A 22,347-nucleotide genomic window follows, 5' to 3' on the forward strand; every position below is an offset into this window, starting at 1 on the left:
CGTCTTAATCGTACCTAGTTGGAATTGAAATATCGAAAAGGCCTCATCATCACAACTCCAGCATCGGTCTTAATCGTACCTAGTTGGAATTGAAATTAATAAAGGGCGGGAATAGTAGCCCCAACGTTAGTCGTCTTAATCGTACCTAATCAGAATTACACCCCAGTCCCATCCAAAACTATTCTTAACTAACAAGTCCAAGTGATCTAACACTTGGACTTGTCGTGAACATGCTCTTACAACCGTCCGGTTTTGCGTACCATCCGGGCGATGGACTCTTCATCATTAAGCGTAGTAACGTCCGCGAGCGGTACCCAGCGAATGTCTTTCGATTCCTGATTGATGACGATTGGCTGCGTCGCATCGGCTTCAAACAGAAAGCGTACGTCATAATGCAAATGCTCCGGTTCCTGGCCGCGGGCGGGGATGGTGTGAATGTCTACATCAAAGATGGCCTCACTGACCGGTTTTACTACGACCCCCGTTTCCTCCCAGGCTTCCCGCTGAGCCACTTCCTGTACGTCCGGATTCCCATCGCAGTGCCCACCGGGCTGAAACCAGCGATCGAGTTTGCGATGGTGCATCAGTAAAACCAACGTACGGGTTTTGTCTAAAACCCAGGCCGATCCCGTCACGTGACCTACGAGCAAGGTTCGCTCGAAACAGTCTTCGTGTTGCCGGACAAAAGCCGTCAATTCCGTTTTCATCCCTTGTTCTTCCGCCGTATCGGCTTCGTAACCATTTAGTAACTGTAGTAATTTTTGTCGATTCATAAGCTGAGGAGAATCTTGGAAACCCCGGGCAAATATGCCTACTTTGTTCCCGATTATCCATTGTTTTTTGCATCACACACATGAAATCATCTCTTTTTGCAGCCTTGTCTCTGGGCTTACTCGTTGGCTTTCAGAGCTATGCCCAGCGTACGCCTTCGCCTAGTCCAGCCGCTAGCCTCAGCCAAACGGTTGGTATCACGGATTTCCAGGTAAACTATTCACGTCCAGGTCTGAAAGGCCGTGCTGCCTTCGGAGCCGCTGCTGATGCCCAAACCGTTCGCCCTTATGGACAAGTCTGGCGTACGGGAGCCAATGCCGCTACCACGATTAAGCTGAGTACGGACGCTAGCGTTGAAGGACAGAACTTACCGGCGGGTACGTACTCTCTGTTTAGTATCCCAGCAGCATCGGGTAACTGGACGGTTATTTTCAACAAAGACGTCAACGCTACGGAACAAAGCTACAAACCCGAAGATGACGCTTTACGCGTAAACGTAGCTCCGCAAAATCATGGCAAACTGGAATCGTTCACGATCTGGTTTTCGGATCTGACGGACAGTACAGCCCATTTCAACTTCGGCTGGGATCAAACGATGGTCGCTACGAAAGTAGCCGTGAAGACATCGGCTTTGGTAGAAGCAGGCGTAGCTAAATCGCTGGCTGAGAAACCCGAAGATCCAGCCGTAAACCAACGGGCAGCGAACTATTACCTGGGTCAGGGCAAAGATTTGCAGAAAGGTCTGACGCTGATCGATAAAGCCTTGGCAGCGGGTGAAAACTACCAGAAGCTCTGGACGAAGGCTCAATTGCTCATGAAGCTTTCCAACTTCAAAGAGGCCCTACCCGTAGCTCAGAAAGCTTTGGCTCTGGGTAACGCCAACCCGGACAATGCCTTCAACGTATTCTTCAAAGGCCAGATCGAAAATGGGTTGAAAGACATTCAGGCGAAACTACCCTCGGTAGATGAGCTGAAGAAGAAAGTCTCTGGCAAGAAGAAAAAAGCTTAATCGCTACGTTTAGTTGTTGGTGGTTAGTTACTTGTTGTTACCTAACAAAAGATCCCGGATGGAAACATCCGGGATCTTTTATTTATGAAAAAAGTAGTACGCTCGGTTTCTATTGATTCTCCTCAGACCATTGATTGAAAACTCCAAACGCACTAAGGTTGTGCGTTTTTAAGGGAGTCCTTGGCCGCTTTCGCTGCTTTCTTCTCTTCCCGACGGAAGTAACCCCGCAATAGGAAATTGTGCTTGAGAGCTTCCATATTCTGGTCGAGCTTCTGACTACTACTTTCCAGGTTTTTCAAAAGCGATTTTACATCATTTGACGTGTTTTTATCATTCAGCAACAGTCCCAGCGTATTATCCGTGCTTTTCAACTGGTTACTGGCGGATACCACATTGTTGGTCGCTACCGATGCCCGATCCGCAATTTCTTTGGCGGACGAAGTCGCCTGCTGTAACTGACGCACGGACGTTTTGATGTTGGCGTACACGCTCGTATCCGTTACCAGTTCATGGGCCAGACTACCTTTGGTATTGAGTTTCGCAGCGTAGTTGGAAAGGGAGCCCGACATGCGGTTCGCATTAGCCGAAGCCCGTTCCAGGTTATTAATGGTTGAACGGAATTGCTCGGCCAGTAACGAATCCGTCAGTACGGCTCCAACCGTACCTTTCCCACGAGCAATTTTTGATACCAGTCCTTTAAAGTCGGTTGTGATTTTAAGCAGGTTTTTGTTGTTTTCCTGCAAGGTTTCCATGATCTGATCGGTACCCAGCACGGTTTTCGCCTGGATAATGTCGCCGTCGTCTACCATGGCCAGCTGCGGAGAGCCGCCTTCAATCACTACAATTTTATTACCAATGAAGCCCTCGGAGCTGATGGCCGCCCGGGCATCCTTGTGAATATACTGCTGGGCTTCTTTTTCAATGTTCATGGTCACCTCTACCTGCGATTTCCCGTAGAAGTGTACCTGTTTGACCGTCCCGACTTTCACCCCGGAAAACCAGACATTGTTACCCGTTTTCAAGCCTCCAACGTCGTCAAAAACGGCGGATACTTCAATACTTTTAATGAAGCGTTTTTGCTGTCCGCCCAAAAACAGTACACCTACCACAAATATGACGACGCCCAGGAATACAAAAATTCCTACCTGAACCGATCGTTTGTTTTCTCCTGTGCTCATTAGTCAATAAAATTATATTCATAAAACTGTTTCACCCGTTCTTCATCCGAGGCAAATACTTCTTCAAACGTACCCTGACGCTGAAACTGACCGTCTAGTAACATGGCAATACGGTCACCCGTAGTTTTCGCACAGGTCAGATCATGGGTAATAATGATGGAAGTCGTGTTGTGCTGAGCCTGAACCTGATTAATCAAATTGTTGATTTCTGCGGAAGTAATCGGATCCAAACCCGCCGTGGGTTCATCGTATAGCATGATTTCGGGTTTCAGAATCAGGGTACGGGCGATACCGATCCGTTTCCGCTGACCACCCGAAAGCTGGGAAGGCATCTGATGAATCGTCTGCGACAGGCCTACGTCTTCCAGAGCTTCTTCGATGGCCGCATTGATTTCCTTTCTACTCAGGTTACGTACGTTGCGAATCAAAGGAAATTCCAGATTCTCATAGACGGTCATACTATCGTAGAGAGCACTGTTCTGAAACGAAAAGCCAATCTTCAGGCGTAAAGCGTCCAGTTCCTTGGAATTGAGCGTCCCTACTTCTTCGCCCAGTACTTTCACCGACCCTTCGTCGGCTTTCAGTAACCCGGAAATGATTTTAATCAAAACTGACTTACCCGTACCGGACCGACCCAGTACAACCAGGTTCTCCCCCTTAAATATGTCCAGATCAACCCCTCGCAGTACCGTCAGGCTACCGAATGACTTTTTCAGTCCGCGAATGTCGATGACTTTATTACTCGTATCTATTTTTGCCTGTTTCTTCATAAGATCATCCGGGGAGTAGTGCCATGACAATTTGCAGCGAAAGCAGCTCTTCAATGAAAATCAGAAACATGGAAAGTACTACCGACGTATTGGCCGCCTTTCCAACCCCTTCCGTTCCTTTGGAAGAATGGTAGCCCTTGTAACAGCCTACCGTTCCAATCGTGAATCCAAAAACGAACGATTTGGTAATCGAGGCAAAAACATCCGTAAACGTAATGGTATTAAACACCTGCGTAAAGTAGGTCTGAAAACTGGTGGCTTCGTGCTGGTGAATGTTGATGAAACCGCCGAGCAAAGCCAGAATCGTTGTATAGACCGTAAGAATCGGAATCATCGTTGTGGTGGCAATGACCCGGCTAACGACCAGAAACTTGAACGGATTCGTAGCAGAAACTTCCATCGCGTCAATTTGTTCGGTTACGTTCATGGAACCTAGCTCAGCCCCAATGTTCGACCCGACTTTTCCAGCCGCAATCAGCGACGTAACGAGCGGAGCCAGAGCCCGCACAATAGCAATGGCAATCAGCGAAGGTAGCCAGGAGACGGCCCCGAATTCAGAAAGTGACGGACGCGACTGGTTCACAAAAACGATACCCGTAATAAAACCAGTCAAAGAAATGAGGGGAAGTGACTTCACGCCTACCTCGAAACATTGCTTAACGATTTCCTTGAATTCGTAAGGAGGCAGAAACGCTTCCTTAAAAATTCGAATAACAAACAGAAAGACGTCATGCAAATCCAAGAAAAAGCGATTGATCCGGCTTAGGCGTTTACTGCCATCTTGGGTATCAGTTTTATTCATTCGATAGGATGGTCTATAAAAGCAGATCTGACTACTCAGAACGTACTCTGGAGGATTTTCACGGCGACTAAAGGTTGTCAGATGGTTTGATAAAAAATCATACCTCATCTGCTCATTGAGGCTGCGAAGATACAACGAGCCCTTTATGGCAGTACTATGGCCCGTCGAAATTACGGGGTTGCTGGTCTATTTTATAAACCAGCGTACTCGAATTCAGATCTTTGGAACACAAGAAAAAGACCAGCCTTTTTGAAAGCTGGTCTTTACTTAATCATACTAAGAATATTAGAAAGCTCCGTACGCCCGTTCGTTGCCCTTGCCAATCATGTAATTGACAAAAGCCCGGTTTACCACTTTATTTCCGCCCGGCGTTGGATAGTTTCCGGTAAAATACCAGTCGCCCGTATGGTTCGGACATGCTTTGTGCAGGTCATCCACGGTCTGGTAAATAATGGAAACTTCCGCCTGACAATTTTTCGGCGTTACGATTTCAGCAATTTTCTTGGAAATCTGTTCGTCCGTAAAGGGTTCGTAGAGGGCTTTCACGTAGTTCTCCTGCGTGGCGTAACCATTCTCCAACGCGTCTTTACAACGGGCCAGTGTTTCTTCGAGCAGCTCTTCGCGGTTTTCTTCTTCCAGTAATTTCAGTACCGCCCGGAACGCTACGAAATCCTTCATCTTCGACATATCAATGCCGTAGCAGTCGGGGTAACGAATTTGCGGAGCAGAGCTGACAATCACAATTTTCTTGGGTTCCAGCCGATCGAGCATCCGCAGAATGGAACGCTCTAACGTCGTACCCCGTACGATGGAATCATCAATCAGTACAATCGTATCTTCTTTCTTCTTGATTACTTCGAAAGTCGTCTCGTACACGTTCGACACCATTTCATCCCGGTGGGTATCGTTGGTAATGAACGTACGCAGTTTTACGTCTTTTGAAATGATCTTCTCCGTACGCGGACGGAAGGAAAGCAGACGATCCAGATCTTCCTCGAACAGAACGCCTTCGCGGATGTGTTTCTTCCGTTCCTTCACCAGATGTTCATCCAGCCCTTCAACTAAACCGAAAAAGGCCGTTTCTGCCGTATTGGGAATATAACTAAAGACCGTATTGGCCAGATCGTTATCAATTTCCTTCAGAATCTGGGGCAGCACCAGCTTACCCAGATTCTTCCGTTCCCGGTAAATGTCCGGATCGGAAGCCCGTGAGAAATAGATGCGTTCGAAGGAGCAGGATTTTTTCTCCAGCGGATCGCGGAACTGTTCTTCGCGATACTCGCCGTTTGTATCGATGATCAGAGCGTTGCCCGGTCCGATTTCCGCAATTTCGTCATAATCACAATTGAACGACATTTTAATCGCGGGCTTTTCAGAAGCCACGACAATCACTTCGTCATCCGCATAATAGTACGCCGGACGAATCCCTGCCGGGTCACGAGCTACGAATGCCGCTCCTGAACCCAACATGCCACACATCGTATAGCCCCCGTCAAAATCACGGCAGGACCGCTGTAACATGCGGGCTACGTCAATGTTTTCTTCAATCAGGGAAGTCAGTTGCTGATTATCTTCGGGAAACAGAGGTTTAAAACGGTCAAATTGACGCTGTACTTCCTCATCCAGGAAGTGGCCAATTTTTTCCATCACCGTTACTGTATCCACCTTATCTTTGGGATGTTGACCCAGGGAGACCAACTTATCGAACAACTCATCGACGTTGGTCATATTGAAGTTACCGGCTACGACCAGATTCCGACTCCGCCAGTTGTTCTGACGCAGAAACGGGTGGCAGTTTTCGATTTCATTCTTACCGTGCGTACCGTACCGCAGGTGCCCCATCCAGACCTCGCCCGTAAAGCCGTAATTTTCCTGTAACCATTCGGCGTTCAGGTACTTTTTCGAGTCTTCCTTCTCGGCCTTGCGATACTTTTTATTGATTTTCTCGAAGATGTCTTCGATGGGCTTGGCCTCCACGGAGCGGTACCGACTGATGAAGCGATACCCGGGAGCTACATTGAGTTTGATGTTCGCTATGCCTGCCCCATCCTGTCCCCGGTTTGCCTGCTTGTTCATGAGCAGGGCCATCTTGTTTACGGCATATAAGGGCGTGCCGTACTTGTCGATGTAATACTGGAGCGGTTTGCGGAGGCGGAGAAGAGCGATCCCGCACTCGTGTTTGATTTCGTCGGACATTTAGGATGTCGTTTTGACTGCTCGCTTAATGAAGTAAATTTCCTTGAATCGAAATTACAACTTTAAGCCGGGAATGGTTCAACAAAAGTTCACAAAAAATTCACACTCGCATCAACGTCCGAATCGGACTTGGAATTGTTCAATTTCTCTTGTACTTACGTTAACGTACTGGTTTTTGGTTTCTGCGTATGCCTTATCCCCGATGAATTCATCCAAAATAATCGGGCCATCTTCCTAAAAATAGAACCTATCCCCCCGATTTACCAAATATTTACATGGCGTCTATGTATCAGTAACAAATCATTGGATAGCGAGTTCACTCAATCACCTAATAAATAAAAAGTCACATATTGACGTATTGTATATACGTTGACTTCTCCTATCCGCTTCAGTGCCTTCGTATCCCTACCTCCTCAAAATCAGGGCATGTTTTTTTAATGAATTTTTAATACTACAAAACTGGGGTGTGATTAATCCTTTTGAAGGCTTTCTCCACTTGAGTAGTACTGACTGTTCTTTATAAACTGATATCCCATTCGAATTCTGTCCCCAGCCAGGGGGAAATCAAGAGTCGAGTAAAACCCACACTGATGAATCAGAACTACCGGCAAACCATTGCCATTATTGGAGCGGGAGCCAGCGGAACTACCTGCCTGATCCAGCTTGTACTTAAATACGTTGTCAACCGCTGCACTACGCCCCTCCGCCTGTTACTCTTCGAACGCAAACCGGAATTTGGTCCTGGCCTTGCCTATGGTACGGGTCAGGAAGGGCACTTACTCAATACCAAAGCAGGCCTGATGGGAATTGTACCCGGCGAACGTCTGCACTTTGTAGCCTGGATGCATGCCAACAGAGCTGATATTGAGGAAGAGTATCCTGATCTGGAAATTAGTCCGGACTCCTACCCGCCCCGCATGCTTTTTGGTAGTTATGTAAAGGCCATGCTTCAGGAATATACCGATCTGGCAGCGGAGCATGACATTGAAATAGAAAAAGTTCAGGACGAAATCGTTGATGCTCAATTGCTCGACGACGACCGTTTTGAATTGAAGTCAACGCAGGAAGAAACCTTTTTGTGCGATTATGTCATTCTGGCCACGGGTAATCCGGCTCCTTCTGCTTTTCAGGAATTCAAAGATTTAACGCAGTTTCTGATGTCTCCCTGGCCCTCCAAAAAAGTTCTGCAAACCATACGCGACAAAGAGGCTTCCGTCGCCATTATCGGGAGCAGTCTGACAGCCATTGATGCCCTCATTACGCTGGTATCCAATGAGCATCGGGGCAAGATTCGTTTCTTTTCGAAAACCGGGTTACTTCCCCGCGTACAGGCCGCTCAGGAAGTACCCTTCGACCGAAAATACCTGACGCTGCCCATGATTCGGCAGTGTATTCGTGAAAAACGCAGGGCTCTGCGAGTCACGGACCTGATCCGGCTTTTCAAGAAAGAGGTGGAAGAACATCAGCCCCTGAAACCCGAATGGTCGATTGAAAAGCGTACGGCAAAGGATACACTTCCCTTGCTGGAGGAAGATCTTCAGCAGGCGTACGAAGGCAGCAATCTGTACCAGAATATTTTGTACGATATGCGAGATGATATTTATCCCATCTGGCAACTGCTCTCCGCTGATCAGAAACTCCTTTTCTTATCGTGGGTAAAACCCTTTTACGACATCAACCGGCACTCCATTCCCATTAAAAACGGAGAGAAGCTCGCCGCTTTGCTTAAACAGGGTCAGTTAAGTATTACGGGCAGCAGTAAGGATCTGGAATGGGATGGCAAGCGATTCGTGCTACAAATGCAGGATGGATCGACCGAGTACGCGGATTTCGTCATCAATGCGTCTGGCCCGGCGGTTACGGTTGATGAAATGGTTGACCAACCCCTGCTCAAGCAATTGCTGGAAAAGACCTGATCCGTAGCTACGAAGCGGGTGGTATCGTGGTCGATCTGCGTACCATGCAGGTCGTAGCCGATCAGACTGCCGGAAATTTGTACGCCATCGGGCAACCCCTGGCAGGCATCCAGCACGAAGTAAATTCTCTTTGGTTTAATGTGGAACAGGCGGATTTGCTTACGAATCACCTGCTTGAAAAGATCAGCTGATGGAGATACTACAGGAATTATTACGTAAGGTACTGCCGCTGTACGGGTTTATTATCCTGGGCTTTTTTGCCGCCCGCAAATGGGGTCTCCAAAGCAAGTGGATTTCGAAAGTGATGCTGTATGCCCTGATTCCGCTGATCATCATTGAGAATCTGCTGAAAGCAGACCTGGCCGAAACGGCAGTCATTGGAGCCATCGTTTTCATCCTGGCCTGCCTGATGAACCTTCCTGCTCTGCTAACGACCCGCTTTCTGGCGAAGGATCTGAATCCGAACATGCTGAAAAGCAGCTTTTCGTACTACAACATTGGCTGGTTTGGTATACCCGTGGTGATGGCCCTATTCGGAGACGAACAAATGCCGCTGATCATCAGTGCTTACGTAGGGAATGCCCTGTACGGCGACACGGTTTGCTACTATCTGATGTCGCGAACCAAGGATATTCCCGTCAAGGAATCCGTACTGAATGTTTTCAAGATTCCCGCTATTTATGCCTGTGTACTGGCGATTGTCCTGAACGTACTTGAGGTAGAAGTACCCGAAAGTATGGAAGTAGTGGGCGACGTGGTTAGCTGGGTCGTATCGGCTTCCGGCATGCTACTGATTGGCATTACGCTGGAAAAGATCGATTTCAAGGAAATTCCCTACGCCACCTTTGCCAAGATTCTGAGCGTACGCTACATCGCGGGAGCGATCATCCTGGTCGCTCTGGTTTTCCTGGAAAAGGGTTTGATTGGCCGACTGGATGAAGATCAGAGTAAACTCATGCTACTGCTTGCCAGTTTCCCCATTGCGGCTAACCTGGTCGTGTTTGCCACGAATCTGGATACCGAAAAAGAAAACTCAGCTCTGCTGGTTGGCTTGTCTTCCATAGCCTCGCTGGTACTGGTGCCGGCGGTTTGTCTGGTGTTGTTTTAAATAGATGAACTGTCCCGTTCCGTCATATTATATGTATTATCAAAGTATATCCATCTGTCGCCGCCATAGCTCTGTATAGTTGCCTTGTTTTTGCAAAAGTTCATCGTGAGTTCCAATTTCTTGAACTTGTCCTTGTTTTAATACAATAATCTGATCAGCATTTCGGACCGTACTAAGGCGATGAGCAATGACGATGATTGTTTTGCCAGCTTTTTGAAGCATACGTATCACCTGCTGTACGCTTTGTTCAGCAATGGAATCAAGAGCTGAAGTAGCTTCATCCAAGATTAGGATTTCTGGATTTCTATATAAAGCTCGAGCTATGGCCAGACGTTGCCTTTGACCACCGGATAGATTGGCACCTCTTTCCCCTAGTAAGGCATTAAATCCACCTGGAAGTTTTTCAACAAATGATGTGATCTCTAACGCATTACATAAAGTAATAACTCGCTGCAAGTCAGGATTGCACTCGCCTACAGCAATATTTTGAAGAACAGTTCCGGCAAATAAGTCAATTTGTTGCGGTACTACCCCTACAAATGTCCGTAAGCTTTCGGGCTTTAAGTAACGAATATCCTGTTGCCCCAGAAATATGGTTCCTTTTTGCAAAGGATACAGATTTTGTAAGAGGGAGAGTAAGGTTGATTTACCCGAACCACTCTCGCCAACAATAGCCGTTAACTTTCCCCGGGGGATTACTAATGAGAGGTCATTGAAAACCTGAATTCTTGATCCATAGCGAAAAGCTACTTCATGAAATCGGATATCACCCATTAATTCTGGCTGAATGTCTGCTGTTGGATGTTGGTTTTCACGTTCCAAATCCAATATCTCGAAAAGTCGATCAGCCGCAATTAGAGCATCCTGAATAGCTCGATTGGACTGAATCAGCGTTGATATAGGCCCTGTAAAATATCCAATCAGAGCATAAAAGGAAAGTAACTCGCCGGGGGTAAGTTCCCGCTCAATTACATAATAAGAGCCAATCCATAAAATCAGTATCGTAAAAAGACTAGTTATGAAGCCTGAAGCCGTACCGATACCCAAACCACTCAGACCTGAAAGACGAATTATTCTCAAAAGTCCGATAAAACGAGTTTCTGTTTGAGTGTTCATGAAGTTTTCCAAACTAAACCGCTTGATCGTTGCTGCGGACTGAAGTGATTCAACTAACTGCGTTTCCAAACGGGCTGATTCTTCCATTAAAGTTCGGACCTGTTTACGATTCAAGCGGTTAGATAGCCAATATAGAATTCCATACAGAGGTATTAAGAGCAGTAAAAGCAAAGCAAGTTTCCAGTAGTAAGTAAACATTAAGCCGAAAGCGAAGGTAATGGTCAGTACCTGCACCACCAGACTTAGAGCCACCTCATTGATAAATACGCGTATTTTAACCGCATCGTTTACTCTTGAAATGATTTCCCCTACTCGCATGGTATCAAAAAAAGACTGAGGAAGGCGAAGCAGATGCTTGTAATAGCCAAGAATCAACTGAGCATCTATCCGTTGACCCGTATATAGGGCAAATATGCTTTTAGTCACCCCGATAAACGTTTGGAAAAGCAATAGAATGATCATTAGACAGCCAAGCAGATTGAGTAAATTTTTATTCTCTGCTGGTAAAACATGATCCGTAATTTTTTGAATAAAAATAGAAGTAGAAAGACCTAGTAAGGTTTGAATTAATGCCCCAAATAAAGCTTGGATTAATACACTACGATGCGGCTGTAGTAAAGTCCAAAACCTTTTAATAGTAGAAACTCTTTCATTTCCTGACTGAAATTCCTCTGTTGGTAGCAATAGGATTAGTACACCACTCCACTCCTGGTGAAATTCTTTATGCTTTTTGTAGTATAAACGGCCATCCGCAGGATCCATTATCACAATGGATTTAGCGGTAACCTTGTAGATAACTACATAATGATGTAGCCCACTGGCAGTAACTACATGAGCAATACTTGGTTTAGGAATTTTCAATAGGCTATCAGGACTTCCCTTTACGCCTTTAGCCTGAAAACCTATTTTCTGAGCTGCTTCTATTAAGCCAAGTACGTTTGTCCCTTTCTGATCTGTCGAAGCTATCTGACGAATTCGGGCAATAGGTAGAAGTAATTTATAATGAGCTGCAACTGAAGCTAGGCAGGCAGCACCACAATCTGTAATATCATGTTGTTTAATTCGTACTGAACTCTTCATGTCTCTAATTTAAAGAACCGAAGCTACAGCCAAAACTGTTATTTATTTAAAACGATAATAAAGTAATTTAATCGCTAATAGTCTTTATTTTAATCGACTTCTTAAATAATTATACATTAATAAAACCCAAGCGAACCCGATAAAACTAAACTTACTAACTTTATTAACAGGATCATATGAAACGATTATCATAAAAAAAAATAAAATAATGTATAATACAAAAACTCTCACAAAACTATTGAAAAAATTTCCTCTATCCTGTTCGTTATTTTTCATTTTGAGTAAAAGACCCGAACTAGTCATTAGTAATGATATATTCAATAGTCCTACTTTATCGTAGTACAAACTAAATAAACCCAAAATTAGTCCAATAATAAGAAGTATTTTCTCAAATATATAATCAAGGTTTTTCATAAAGTCTCATTAAATTTCTGATTACGTATGTAAATCACAATTTATATTATTTTTATTTAATTAAATATTATATAATGATTTTATAAATAAAAATAACTGCAATTAGTTTAACCAAAATTATTTTCGATTAAACTAATCATATTTAAATGACTCAAAATCTTGAGCCAAATTTGAGTTACAAATTTAATAGGGGTTTTGGTAGTGGTATAAAAGTGTAAAACAGTTTATATTTGTGAATGGTTTATGAAGCAATAGTATGTAAACATTGTGGAAAGGCTGAATCTGTCAAACGCCACGGTGTAACTCCTGGAGGAAAACCTCGATACCGTTGTTATGAATGCGGAAAGACATTTATTAATAAATAGGTTAATCGAGGTCATGAGCGGGATGTTCAAGAAAAGATTATAGAAATGGCATTAAATGGTAGTGGAGTTCGTCAAACAGGTCGAGTACTTGGTATAAGTCCAATGACAGTAGCTAAATATTTGAAAAAAAAGTGATTACATTACTAACTTAAACCCGGACTACTACTCAAAAACTATTGACCATCTGGTTTTGAAAGTAGATGAGATGTGGAGTTATGTTGGCAAAAACTCACAACCTCGTTGGCTTTGGTGGGCAGAAGATGCTTCTACAGGAAAAATTGCCGCTTTTACCTTTGGAAGGCGTACTAACGCAACATTCAAGAAGCTTTTATTATGATTAGAAGAAGCTCAGGGAAAGATAGAACAGTGGATTACAGATGCCTGGTGGACTTACTTTGATTGTCTGGATCAAAATAAAAGAATAATCGATAAGTCACAAATGCAATCAATTGAAAGAAAGCATCTTACTCTTCGATCTAGAATAAAACGTTTGACACGTAAAACCATCGCATTTTCTAAATCTCAGCTCATGCACGATACAGTCATAGGGCTATTCATTAATCGATTTTTCTTTGATTTACACTTTTAGATCATTACCGGGGTTTTTACTATTTCATAATTGTAGTGAAATTTTGATTAACAAGTCAAGTATGTTTAATACATTATATTGATTAAGTTCATAGAATCTCATTAAACTCAGTTTTTTATCATGATTTAATAATACATAAAATCCTCGCAGCATTTTAGGATTCGTCGATTCATGATTATGGCCATAAAAAATAAATATAAATAATCAACAAATTATAGAACAACAAACTCTTCATTTAATCCAATCAACAGATTATACTAATTTCTTTTTCTACTTATAATTCATAAAATAAGTAATTGTATTTTATAAGTTTCGTCCAATCTCTGAAATCATAAAAACTGTTAAATTATGAAGAGCATGTGCTATAAAAATCCCTGTAAAAGGATAACTGCTATTTTTTTTAGTTTTAAATATCCATTTGCATAAAAATATCCATTTATAAATCCTTTTGCAAACTGAATAGGTGTACTTGAATGAGCAATACCAAACAACAAGGAAGAAACAATTATATCTATAAACCAATTTATTTTTTATTTACTAAAAAATCAATAATTAGTTTTTGAAAAAAATAAACTTCTATTAATGGAGAAATTAAAATCAAAACTAAAATTTCTTCTTCTTTACTATCAAATGACAATGACCTAATATCTAGTTTTGCTAAATGAATAAAAAAACTAAATATCAATGTTGAAGCTAAACAATATATATACGTATATAATACTATTAATCCATTAGCTCTAGAAAACATATTACATATTAATTAAACCTGTTGTGAATGATCATTTTAGACTATAAATTACAGATTGTATTTAACATTCAATGAATTGTCAAATAAGACAAACTTACCTTTACACTCCGTTTACCTAGTTAAATACAACCATTTATCTGTCAAATTATGTCATAATTAATTGATCATTCACAACAGATTATTTAAATTTCTGGAACTACTTAGTCTCAGAAATATAGTTATTTCTTAAGGTGAGAAGGTAGAGAAGATTGGTAACGGCCAGCCTCTATAGCCATTTTACACCAAGCTTTTACACCTGTAGCTATTGTCCATATACTGTCATACCAAGCTTCACATGGACACTCTCCACCCCCCGTGACGTTAATCGAATCTTCAACATTTAAAATTTCAACTGAATAGTTATCAATATTCATAATGATTAGTCTTTAAAATGAATGAATTTATAGTAAAAATCACCAATCTAACAACCTCCCCTACCTGATGGCGGGTTATATTTTCCGTTCCAAGCATCTTTGACAGCTTGCTTTATTTCATGCCAACAATGTAAGCCATCCTTAATAACATCATCATACCAAGATCCTCCACATATTTCGTTAATATTACTTACTTCCTCTACCCCATACTCGGCAACGTCAAGCATTTTCATAACCTTACAAATTTAAAAGTTGAACATATGATTGAAGCTATACCCTTATTCATTCTTCTCGAGATCAAAATGAGTAAATGGTATTAACTAGTACGAATATAGACCTACATTTGCATTGTTTACTACTCTATAATAGACTATATTAAACCAATTAGTTTTACTATGTATGAAATATATTATTGAAAAAATACGTAATATCCGACATAGCAAAGGATATTCTCAGGAGTATATGAGTTTTGAGCTAGGGATTAGCCAAACTGCTTACAGTCGTATTGAGTTAGGAAAAGTTAAACTTGATCTGATCCAGCTTCAGCGTATTTCCGAAGTATTTGGAATACCAATCCATGAATTGATTAATCCAAATGAACAAGTTTTACCCGCCTTTCTGAATCAGAGAATAGATCTATTAGAAGAAAAAATTGATTGCATCATCCACTTATTACGATTGATGAACAATGATCGAGGTTGCTAATCATTTATTTCAACTTGGGATGAACCCAGTCGTCTACTTTATCATATAAAAGTTGGTACAAACTTCGGCGAGCTATTGTAAACCTCCCTTGTAACGTCATACCCTTTTTTAGTTGCCCAATATATCCATTTGCCAATTTTAGCGAATGCTTCTGCAATGTACACTTTACTACATAGGTGGGATGTTTATCTATTAAAATAAAATCATCTCCTATATCTATTACTTTTCCTGGTATTAAACCCCATTCATTATAATTGAATGTTTCAATTTGAAATTGAACCGACATACTCTTTTTAATAAATCCAATATCTCGTGGAGTGATATAACACTCGGCTAATAGGCTCGAATCAGGAGATATCTCTCCTACAACTTCTCCAGCTTGTATATACCCATTTGGATATTTACCTATTACCTGCTGAATCGTACCGGCTACGGGTGCATATAAGGTATAAAGTTTTTTTTCTGCAAGTACTTGTTTCTCCTCCCCCTCCAAATTAATCAATGCTAAGTAATGATCCTTTTTAGCCATTTCCCAATTGGCTAATTGTCGTTCAATTAATGCCTGTATTTCAGTCTCTTTTCTGCGATAAGCATTTTCTTTCCTTTCAAATTCCTGACGTGCAATTACTCGATCAGCATATAGTTGTTGATCTGTTTCGTATTCTCTGCGTAGTAAGGTATTCTCTGTTTGCAGCGTAATTAATTGTGATTGAAATTCATACCACTGCTGCTTATATAGGGGAGTTTACAACTTCTCAATATGCTTTTCTGTTAATGCATTCAGATCCGAGAGAAACCGTCTTTGTTCTCGTTGTTGGAAAAGATTTATTTTTAGTTTGCTATCGAGTTGTGCTGTTTCTATCACAAGAAGAGTCTGACCGCGATGCACTCGCTGATTTTCCTTGATATTCCAAGAATGAATATGCCCAGAAAAAAGCGGCTTGATTTCCGTTTTCTCAGAGACTGTACGTATGATTCCTGCACTCTGAATGGATATATCTACATAAATGAAAGGAAGAGCAATACTGGCAACACCAAGTATTAAAGGCAGGAAGTATATAGTAAGCGGGTCCGCAAAGTCAATTGCGGTATATATGCCTCGACGGAATTTTCTAAAAACTCGACCGGGAATAGTTGATTAGCCGTTCCCAAAATTGAAGTAAGAACTTAAGAATCCGTAACCACAAACTAACTAATTTAATCCCTCTCTAACTCACAAACCCCGCAATCCAGTTCATCAGCCAGTCCGTACGCAGGAACAGGGCAATAATGGGAATCACCAGTACCAGAGCAAGGATCACCTGCGGCCAGCGGGGCAATACTACCGACTGCCCCGGTTCGGCTGTTTTGAAGAATAGAGCGTAAGGAATTTTGACGTAAAAGGCCAGCGAAACCGCCGTATTGAGCAAGCCAAAGACAAACAGTACCAGGAACAGCGATGCGTTCGTATGCTGATACGCCTCCCACAGCGAACTAAAGATGAGTAGCTTGGCCGAAAATCCAACCGTCAACGGCAAGCCTACCAGCGAAATAAAAGCGATACTGAGCAAAATAGCGGGTAACGGCTGTTGCCGCCCTACCCCACTAAAACTTTGAATGGGTACTTCATTTTTCGAACGGGACGTCGATAAAATGTCAATCAGCAGAAAGCAGGCCATACTGGCGAAGACGTAACTCCCCAGGTAGAACGTAGCCGTTTGCTGACCCAATTCCGAAAAAGCCACTAAACCCACCAGTACAAACCCCGACTGAGCAATGGAAGAATACGCCATGAGTCGCTTGGCTTCGGTTTGCCACAGGGCCGAGAAATTGCCTACGGTAATGGTGGCCAGTGAAAGCACGGCTAGTACGGGCTGGAAATTCAATGGCAGTACGCTAAATAAACGCATCAAAACCAGAAAAGCCACCGCCTTGGGTGCTACCGAAAAGAAGGAAACGACGGGTGTGTCGGCCGCTTCGTATACGTCGGGATTCCAGACCTGAAAGGGTACCGCCGAAACCTTGAAAAGTAACCCACTGATTGCCAGTAAAACGGCCGATGCCGATACCAGCGGATCGGTTTCGAGCAACGCCCGACTAAAGCTCGGATTGGTGAAATCAAGCGTACTGGTCAGGCCATACAACAGACTCATTCCGTACAGCATCAGGGCCGATGCGACGGACCCAAACAGCACGTATTTCATACCCCCCTCGGAGCTTTTCCGGTCGCCGCGAAGGGCGGTGAGGATGTAACTGGAAATGGATACGACTTCCAGGGAAAGGTACACCATCAGCAGGTTCGTAGCCATCGACAGTACCAGCAATCCGAATACCGTCCCGATGAGTACGGAGAAAAATTCGCCCGACCACCGCCGTCCCGTCACCCAACTGTGCAAAACCGTAACCAGGGCCGTCAGCGTCACCAGTAGCTTAAAGAAAATAGCCCGGTCGTCGAGCCGCAGCATGGATCCAAATAGCACTCCCCGTGGCTGTACCTGCCACTGTTGTACCAGCAATACCCCCAGAAAAGCAAAGGCCAGAAAGGTCAGTCCGTGAAAGAATCCACCCCGACTTTCGGCGTGTACTTCGGGAGCGATCAAATCCCAGGTAATAATTCCCACAAAAGCCACCACCAGCCAAACTTCGGGAGTGAAGCCGGACAGACTGGCCAGAATGTGGTCGAGTTTTTGAAGCATGGTACGTATAGGCCGTTCGCTCCAGGCGGCAGGCTGTTAGGGACGAAGGACCAAGGCCCTTTTCATTGCGTTAAAAGTGTTTCATGAACTCCAGCACGTAGCCTTCGGTAATGGCAAACACGGTACCCGGCAGTATCCCGAAAAACAGAGAAAGCAGAGCCAGGGGTACCAGCATGAGTTTTTCCCGGGCGTTGAGATCAGTCAGCAACTGGGCGTCGTGCGTGGACCAGCGTTTTCCCAGAAACACCCGCTGGAAGGTCCAGAGGAAATAGCCCGCTCCCAGAATCAAACCAAAGCCCCCCGCTACCACCATCCATACGGGAATGTACAGCGAGTTAAAAGCTCCCATCAGACTAAAAAATTCTCCGATAAAGCCCGAGAAACCGGGTAAGCCCAGGGAAGCAAAAAAGGCGATGGCCGTCAAACCCGTATAGGCAGGCATGGTACTGGCGAGGCCCTGGTAATGGTCGATGTTCCGGTCGTGCGTCCGAGCGTACACCACACCCACCACCAGAAACAGCATGGGCGAAAGAATACCGTGCGAAAACAGCTGGTAAATGGCCGCGTTGGCTCCCTCGGGCGTGAGGGCCGCTAAGCCCAGCAACACAAAGCCCATGTGCGAAACCGAAGAATAGGCAATGAGCCGTTTAAGGTCTTTCTGACTCAAAGCATTGAAGGCTCCGTAAACGATACTCAAGACGCCCAGCCCGGCAATCCAGTCGGCAAAATAAATGGCTCCGTCGGGGAAGATTTCGTAGGCAATCCGGAAGAAGCCGTACCCGCCAATTTTCAGCAAAATTCCCGCCAGTACCACCGAAATTGGCGTCGGTGCCTCCACGTGGGCATCGGGCAACCAGGTATGCAGGGGCACCATTGGCAACTTCACGGCAAAACCAATGAAGAGCATCAGAAAAGCCAGTAACCGGGCCGATAAACCGAAGATTTCGTGACCGGCCATGGTACTCAGCAGGGACTCAGGTACAAAGTTGCGGGGATTCGTAAGGTACGGGATTTCGAAGGTATGCACCAGTTGAGCCGGATCAATCTGTAACTGGCTCACCAGCGATTGTACCTCGGCCAGTACGTCTTCCGTAATCTGGGCCCGATCCTGTACCAGTCCAATATTCAGAGCCGTTTCCACCGGATCAATCACGGAGAGGTACAAACCGATCATTACCAACAAAATGAATACAGAACCGGCCAGCGTATAAATGAAAAATTTCAAACTGGCGTATTCGCGTCGGGGTCCGCCCCAGATCCCGATGAGAAAGTACATCGGCAGGAGCATGAATTCGAAGAACAGGAAGAACAGGAACAGGTCGAGAGCAACGAAACAGCCCACCACACTCCCCATCAGCAACAGGTATAAGGCGTAATATGCCCGTTCTTTTTCCCTGATTTCGAAGGAAGAGACCGCTCCCACCAACATCACCAGACTCGTTAGCCAGACCATGGGTAAGCTCAGCCCGTCGGTTCCCACGGAATAATCAATGGAAATAATACCGAACTGCCCCAGAGCCATCGTGATCCAGTCGTGATTTTCGGCGAACTGGTACCCCACCAGTTGCGGATCGAACTGAAACCACAGCCAGCTACTCAAGGCCAGATGGACGGTACACAACAGCACCGTAAGCCAGCGGCAGGCGTTGCGGACTGCCTCGGGTAGCAGTAGCAAAAGCACCGCTCCGAGAAAAGGTAAAGCTATAAGGGTAGTCAGTATCGGCATTTTTCTACGTATACAATGGAAAAGTAATCCTCCTTTTCCGGCTAAAATTTCATTCGTACTACCAGGTCCACCAGATTAGCAAAGCCGCCATTCCCATGACCATCGCTACGATGTACGACTGAATTTTTCCACTCTGTACCTGACGGGTCATCCCCCCCAGCGTTCGACTCAACCAGGCTAAAGCGGTTACAAACCCATCAATGATATTTCGATCAAACCAGCCCACCAGATGAGCCAGAATGACCTGTAGTTTAGCAATTCCATCCACGATGCCATCCACCACCACCCGATCCAGCCAGGTACAGAATTGGGCGAACTTGAGTACGGGTTGTACAAAAAAGCGTTGATAAGCGGTGTCGAGGGTCGTAAGCGGCGTATCCCGTAGCGATTCCGCATCGGGTACAGACCGGTAACGAATCCAGGCCAGGGCAATACCTCCTACCGCCACGGCGGTCGAACTCAAGGCTACCAGCGGAGCGAAATGCTCGCCCAGCGGATTAAGTGAAAACGCAAAAGGCAGCGACAATAAAGCCAGCAGTACCAGCGGACCTTTCTGTAGCCAGGACGATTCGTGGACCTGATCCGGTGAAAGAATTGGATTTCGCCAGTTTCCGAAAAAGACGATCCGCCACTGCTTCGCCATGTAAAAGGCCGTTAAGCCCGCTGAGATGAGAGCCAGAATGGGGAAAATCATTCTCCAGGAATGAGCCGTATGCGTGAAGGCTTCGTGTAGAATTTCATCCTTCGAGAGGAATCCGGCCGTCAGGGGCAAGCCCGCCAGAGCCGCCGCACAAACCGTATAAGCCAGAAAGGTTATGGGTAACTGTTTCCGTAAGCCACCCATCAGACGCACGTCCTGAGCGTCGAACCCGTGCCCTGCGTGGTGCAGCGAATGAATGACTGAACCCGAAGACAGGAACAAACCTGCTTTGAAAAAAGCGTGCGTAAACAGGTGAAACAGAGCCGCCTGTGGAGCCCCTAACCCCAGGGCCAGTACCATCAGGCCGAGTTGGGAAATGGTGGAATAGGCCAGCGTTTTCTTAATGTCCGTTTGTGAGAGGGCATACACGGCTCCCATTACCATCGTAATGGTTCCGATACTGGCAATAACGACTAAGGCTTCGGGCGTCAGGATTGGGAAAATGCGAGCCAGCAGGTATACGCCAGCCGCTACCATCGTAGCCGCGTGAATCAGGGCCGATACGGGGGTTGGCCCTTCCATGGCGTCGGGCAACCAGACGTGCAGGGGAAACTGAGCCGATTTGGCTACGGTACCGCAAAACAGCAACAGTCCGATTGCCGTCAGGTACGGATCGGACCCTTCGGCCATCCCCGCGAACGTCGAAAAGTCGAGGGTCCCGAAGCGATGGTAGACCCCAAATATGCCCAGAGCCAGCCCGACGTCCCCGATTCGGTTGACCAGAAAAGCTTTTTTGGAAGCGGCAATGGCCTCTTTTTTCGTGAACCAGAAGCCAATGAGCAGGTACGAGCTGAGCCCTACCAATTCCCAGAAGACGTATAAAACCAGTAGATTATGAGCCAGTACAATGCCCAGCATCGAACCGACAAACAACTGTAGAAAGCCAAAATACCGAAAGCGGGCGGCGTCTTCCCGCATGTATTCCATGGAAAAAAGCTGCACGAGCGAAGCGATGAACAATACCAGTTGCAGCATCCGTACCGTCAGTGCGTCCACGCGAAAACCGAAACTGAGTTTCGCCGTAAGCCAGGGATAAGCAACGGCTGTAACATCCTGATCGGTCAGCAGATAGGAAAGAGCCAGCCCTGATGCAGAAAGTCCCAACCCCAGCCAGCCCGCTGCTGTATTGGCTTTTTTCCCCGAAAGTATAAGCAGTAAAAACCCAGCGAACGGCAAAAGCAAGGTGATCCAGAGCAGTAGTTCGGGGTTCATGTAACAATACTTGGGAAGCGATTTCGATCAGACCTACGAAAAGAGTATGGCAGAAATCTTGTTAATTCGTCGGCAAATATCCGTTCTCCGTTCGGGAAAACCAATTGAATTAGTAGACAAAAGCACTTGTTTTTGAAATTTATTTAGAACTCTTCCAAATAACTTCCCAATCACTTCTTAACGCACTCGCCCGTGGAACCTAAATCTGTTTCGTATTCCCAGACTACCATTACCGAACTGATGATTCCGAGCTATGCCAATTTCGGCGGCAAGATCCACGGCGGTATTCTTTTGTCATTAATGGATAAAGCGGCCTACGCCTGTGCATCCAAACATGCCAGTACGTACGTAGTTACAGTAGCCGTTGATCACGTGGAGTTTTTACAGCCCGTCGAAGTGGGTCAGTTGGTATCGTTGCTGGCTTCGGTCAACTATGTTGGCAAAAGCTCCTTGATTGTGGGCATTAAGGTCATTGCTGAATCCATCAAGACGGGCGAAAAGGTCCATACGAATACCAGTTATTTTACCATGGTGGCCAAAGATGAAGAAACGAACCAGCCCACGCTGGTGCCGCCTTTGTTACTGGAAACCCGAGAAGATGCCCGTCGTTTTCTGGAAGCCTTGAAGCGAAAAGAAATCCGGAAAGCGTATCAGAATGAATTAAATAACGCAAAAACCAGTCTGGCTGTCGAAGAGAATTTACCTTTGCTGGCCGGAGAACGTTGCGTACTGGGAACGATTTAAAGGCCTGTGTTACGCTTTTTGAAATTGAGTGTTTACGGTTTGGATGGCTTTCAGGTGAAATTTTTTAGGCTTTCCATGAGTATGTCTTTCACCTAATCTACTCTAATCCA

The 22,347-nt window shown here is 44.9% G+C and carries 19 protein-coding genes and 1 pseudogene; 8 read left to right on the forward strand and 12 right to left on the reverse strand.

From position 1 onward, the window contains the following. Positions 1-236 precede the first annotated feature (236 nt). Complete coding sequence (locus tag BWI93_RS18525; protein ID WP_094814000.1) at positions 237-773, reverse strand: NUDIX hydrolase; 537 nt, start codon at positions 771-773, stop codon at positions 237-239. Positions 774-853: 80 nt separating this feature from the next. Between BWI93_RS18525 and BWI93_RS18530 the strand changes: the two genes are divergently transcribed. Next, entirely contained in the window at positions 854-1,780 is a 927-nt protein-coding gene (locus BWI93_RS18530) for a DUF2911 domain-containing protein (protein WP_094814002.1), read from the forward strand. A 152-nt stretch (positions 1,781-1,932) separates the two neighbouring features. On the opposite strand, the gene BWI93_RS18535 is transcribed toward BWI93_RS18530, so the two are convergent. From BWI93_RS18535 to BWI93_RS18550, 4 genes are all read right to left on the reverse strand, one after another. Continuing rightward, the gene (locus BWI93_RS18535) at positions 1,933-2,958 is read right to left on the reverse strand and encodes an MlaD family protein (RefSeq protein WP_094814004.1); all 1,026 of its coding nucleotides are present in this window, start codon (positions 2,956-2,958) and stop codon (positions 1,933-1,935) included. Beyond that, positions 2,958-3,728, reverse strand: a complete 771-nt coding sequence (locus BWI93_RS18540; protein WP_094814006.1) for an ABC transporter ATP-binding protein — start codon at positions 3,726-3,728, stop codon at positions 2,958-2,960. The genes BWI93_RS18535 and BWI93_RS18540 overlap by 1 nt, the downstream gene beginning before the upstream one ends. A gap of 4 nt (positions 3,729-3,732) precedes the next feature. Further along, the gene (locus BWI93_RS18545; RefSeq protein ID WP_094814008.1) at positions 3,733-4,530 is read right to left on the reverse strand and encodes an ABC transporter permease; all 798 of its coding nucleotides are present in this window, start codon (positions 4,528-4,530) and stop codon (positions 3,733-3,735) included. A 285-nt stretch (positions 4,531-4,815) separates the two neighbouring features. Further along, positions 4,816-6,726: a class II glutamine amidotransferase gene (locus BWI93_RS18550; RefSeq protein ID WP_094814010.1), complete on the reverse strand. Its 1,911-nt coding sequence runs from the start codon at positions 6,724-6,726 to the stop codon at positions 4,816-4,818. Positions 6,727-7,316: 590 nt separating this feature from the next. Between BWI93_RS18550 and BWI93_RS18555 the strand changes: the two genes are divergently transcribed. From BWI93_RS18555 to BWI93_RS18560, 3 genes are read left to right on the forward strand one after another with little or no spacing between them, the layout of a single operon-like run. Further along, complete coding sequence (locus tag BWI93_RS18555; RefSeq protein ID WP_094814012.1) at positions 7,317-8,642, forward strand: FAD/NAD(P)-binding protein; 1,326 nt, start codon at positions 7,317-7,319, stop codon at positions 8,640-8,642. A gap of 26 nt (positions 8,643-8,668) precedes the next feature. Beyond that, entirely contained in the window at positions 8,669-8,833 is a 165-nt protein-coding gene (locus BWI93_RS27910; RefSeq protein WP_176454272.1) for a hypothetical protein, read from the forward strand. Beyond that, positions 8,833-9,750 carry an AEC family transporter gene (locus BWI93_RS18560; RefSeq protein WP_094814014.1) on the forward strand — a complete coding sequence of 306 codons (918 nt, stop codon included), beginning with the start codon at positions 8,833-8,835 and terminating at the stop codon, positions 9,748-9,750. Before BWI93_RS27910 ends, BWI93_RS18560 begins: the two co-directional genes overlap by 1 nt. A gap of 39 nt (positions 9,751-9,789) precedes the next feature. Here the strand turns inward: BWI93_RS18560 and BWI93_RS18565 are convergent, their stop codons facing one another. After that, positions 9,790-11,946: a peptidase domain-containing ABC transporter gene (locus BWI93_RS18565; protein ID WP_094814016.1), complete on the reverse strand. Its 2,157-nt coding sequence runs from the start codon at positions 11,944-11,946 to the stop codon at positions 9,790-9,792. Between the two features lie 815 nt (positions 11,947-12,761). Here BWI93_RS18565 and BWI93_RS29705 point away from each other — a divergent pair. Further along, positions 12,762-12,860, forward strand: a complete 99-nt coding sequence (locus BWI93_RS29705) for an IS1-like element transposase (protein WP_369679186.1) — start codon at positions 12,762-12,764, stop codon at positions 12,858-12,860. Between the two features lie 70 nt (positions 12,861-12,930). Next, positions 12,931-13,314: pseudogene (locus BWI93_RS29710) on the forward strand (IS1 family transposase). Between the two features lie 362 nt (positions 13,315-13,676). Here BWI93_RS29710 and BWI93_RS29715 read toward each other — a convergent pair. Then, positions 13,677-13,841 carry a CPBP family glutamic-type intramembrane protease gene (locus BWI93_RS29715; RefSeq protein ID WP_141217531.1) on the reverse strand — a complete coding sequence of 55 codons (165 nt, stop codon included), beginning with the start codon at positions 13,839-13,841 and terminating at the stop codon, positions 13,677-13,679. 1,033 nt (positions 13,842-14,874) lie between these two features. Between BWI93_RS29715 and BWI93_RS18590 the strand changes: the two genes are divergently transcribed. Further along, positions 14,875-15,180 carry a helix-turn-helix domain-containing protein gene (locus tag BWI93_RS18590; protein ID WP_094814027.1) on the forward strand — a complete coding sequence of 102 codons (306 nt, stop codon included), beginning with the start codon at positions 14,875-14,877 and terminating at the stop codon, positions 15,178-15,180. Between the two features lie 4 nt (positions 15,181-15,184). Here the strand turns inward: BWI93_RS18590 and BWI93_RS18595 are convergent, their stop codons facing one another. The 5 genes from BWI93_RS18595 to nuoL all read right to left on the reverse strand — a co-directional run bounded on the left by BWI93_RS18595 (position 15,185) and on the right by nuoL (position 21,493). Beyond that, on the reverse strand, positions 15,185-15,709 hold the full coding sequence (locus BWI93_RS18595; RefSeq protein ID WP_094814029.1) for an HlyD family efflux transporter periplasmic adaptor subunit: 525 nt from the start codon (positions 15,707-15,709) through the stop codon (positions 15,185-15,187). Between the two features lie 216 nt (positions 15,710-15,925). Further along, a complete protein-coding gene (locus tag BWI93_RS29720) occupies positions 15,926-16,312 on the reverse strand; it encodes a biotin/lipoyl-binding protein (protein ID WP_094814031.1) in 387 nt (128 codons plus the stop codon). Positions 16,313-16,388: 76 nt separating this feature from the next. Beyond that, positions 16,389-17,855: an NADH-quinone oxidoreductase subunit N gene (locus BWI93_RS18605; protein ID WP_094814033.1), complete on the reverse strand. Its 1,467-nt coding sequence runs from the start codon at positions 17,853-17,855 to the stop codon at positions 16,389-16,391. A gap of 70 nt (positions 17,856-17,925) precedes the next feature. Next, complete coding sequence (locus tag BWI93_RS18610; protein ID WP_094814035.1) at positions 17,926-19,581, reverse strand: NuoM family protein; 1,656 nt, start codon at positions 19,579-19,581, stop codon at positions 17,926-17,928. Positions 19,582-19,639: 58 nt separating this feature from the next. Next, entirely contained in the window at positions 19,640-21,493 is a 1,854-nt protein-coding gene (gene nuoL, locus BWI93_RS18615; protein ID WP_094814037.1) for an NADH-quinone oxidoreductase subunit L, read from the reverse strand. Between the two features lie 192 nt (positions 21,494-21,685). On the opposite strand from nuoL, the gene BWI93_RS18620 reads away from it, so the two are divergent. Beyond that, the gene (locus BWI93_RS18620) at positions 21,686-22,237 is read left to right on the forward strand and encodes an acyl-CoA thioesterase (RefSeq protein ID WP_255157950.1); all 552 of its coding nucleotides are present in this window, start codon (positions 21,686-21,688) and stop codon (positions 22,235-22,237) included. Positions 22,238-22,347 lie beyond the last annotated feature (110 nt).

This window comes from Siphonobacter sp. BAB-5385, assembly GCF_002261125.1.
Classification (GTDB): Bacteria; Bacteroidota; Bacteroidia; order Cytophagales; family Spirosomataceae; genus Siphonobacter.

Coding starts and splice junctions, on each gene's coding strand:
- BWI93_RS18605 (WP_094814033.1), bottom strand. CDS start 17,855: ATGCTTCAAAAACTCGACCACATTCTGGCCAGTCTGTCCGGCTTCACT.
- BWI93_RS18560 (WP_094814014.1), top strand. CDS start 8,833: ATGGAGATACTACAGGAATTATTACGTAAGGTACTGCCGCTGTACGGG.
- nuoL (WP_094814037.1), bottom strand. CDS start 21,493: ATGAACCCCGAACTACTGCTCTGGATCACCTTGCTTTTGCCGTTCGCT.
- BWI93_RS18540 (WP_094814006.1), bottom strand. CDS start 3,728: ATGAAGAAACAGGCAAAAATAGATACGAGTAATAAAGTCATCGACATT.
- BWI93_RS18590 (WP_094814027.1), top strand. CDS start 14,875: ATGAAATATATTATTGAAAAAATACGTAATATCCGACATAGCAAAGGA.
- BWI93_RS18545 (WP_094814008.1), bottom strand. CDS start 4,530: ATGAATAAAACTGATACCCAAGATGGCAGTAAACGCCTAAGCCGGATC.
- BWI93_RS18555 (WP_094814012.1), top strand. CDS start 7,317: ATGAATCAGAACTACCGGCAAACCATTGCCATTATTGGAGCGGGAGCC.
- BWI93_RS18550 (WP_094814010.1), bottom strand. CDS start 6,726: ATGTCCGACGAAATCAAACACGAGTGCGGGATCGCTCTTCTCCGCCTC.
- BWI93_RS18610 (WP_094814035.1), bottom strand. CDS start 19,581: ATGCCGATACTGACTACCCTTATAGCTTTACCTTTTCTCGGAGCGGTG.
- BWI93_RS18595 (WP_094814029.1), bottom strand. CDS start 15,709: ATGGCTAAAAAGGATCATTACTTAGCATTGATTAATTTGGAGGGGGAG.
- BWI93_RS18525 (WP_094814000.1), bottom strand. CDS start 773: ATGAATCGACAAAAATTACTACAGTTACTAAATGGTTACGAAGCCGAT.
- BWI93_RS18530 (WP_094814002.1), top strand. CDS start 854: ATGAAATCATCTCTTTTTGCAGCCTTGTCTCTGGGCTTACTCGTTGGC.
- BWI93_RS18565 (WP_094814016.1), bottom strand. CDS start 11,946: ATGAAGAGTTCAGTACGAATTAAACAACATGATATTACAGATTGTGGT.
- BWI93_RS18535 (WP_094814004.1), bottom strand. CDS start 2,958: ATGAGCACAGGAGAAAACAAACGATCGGTTCAGGTAGGAATTTTTGTA.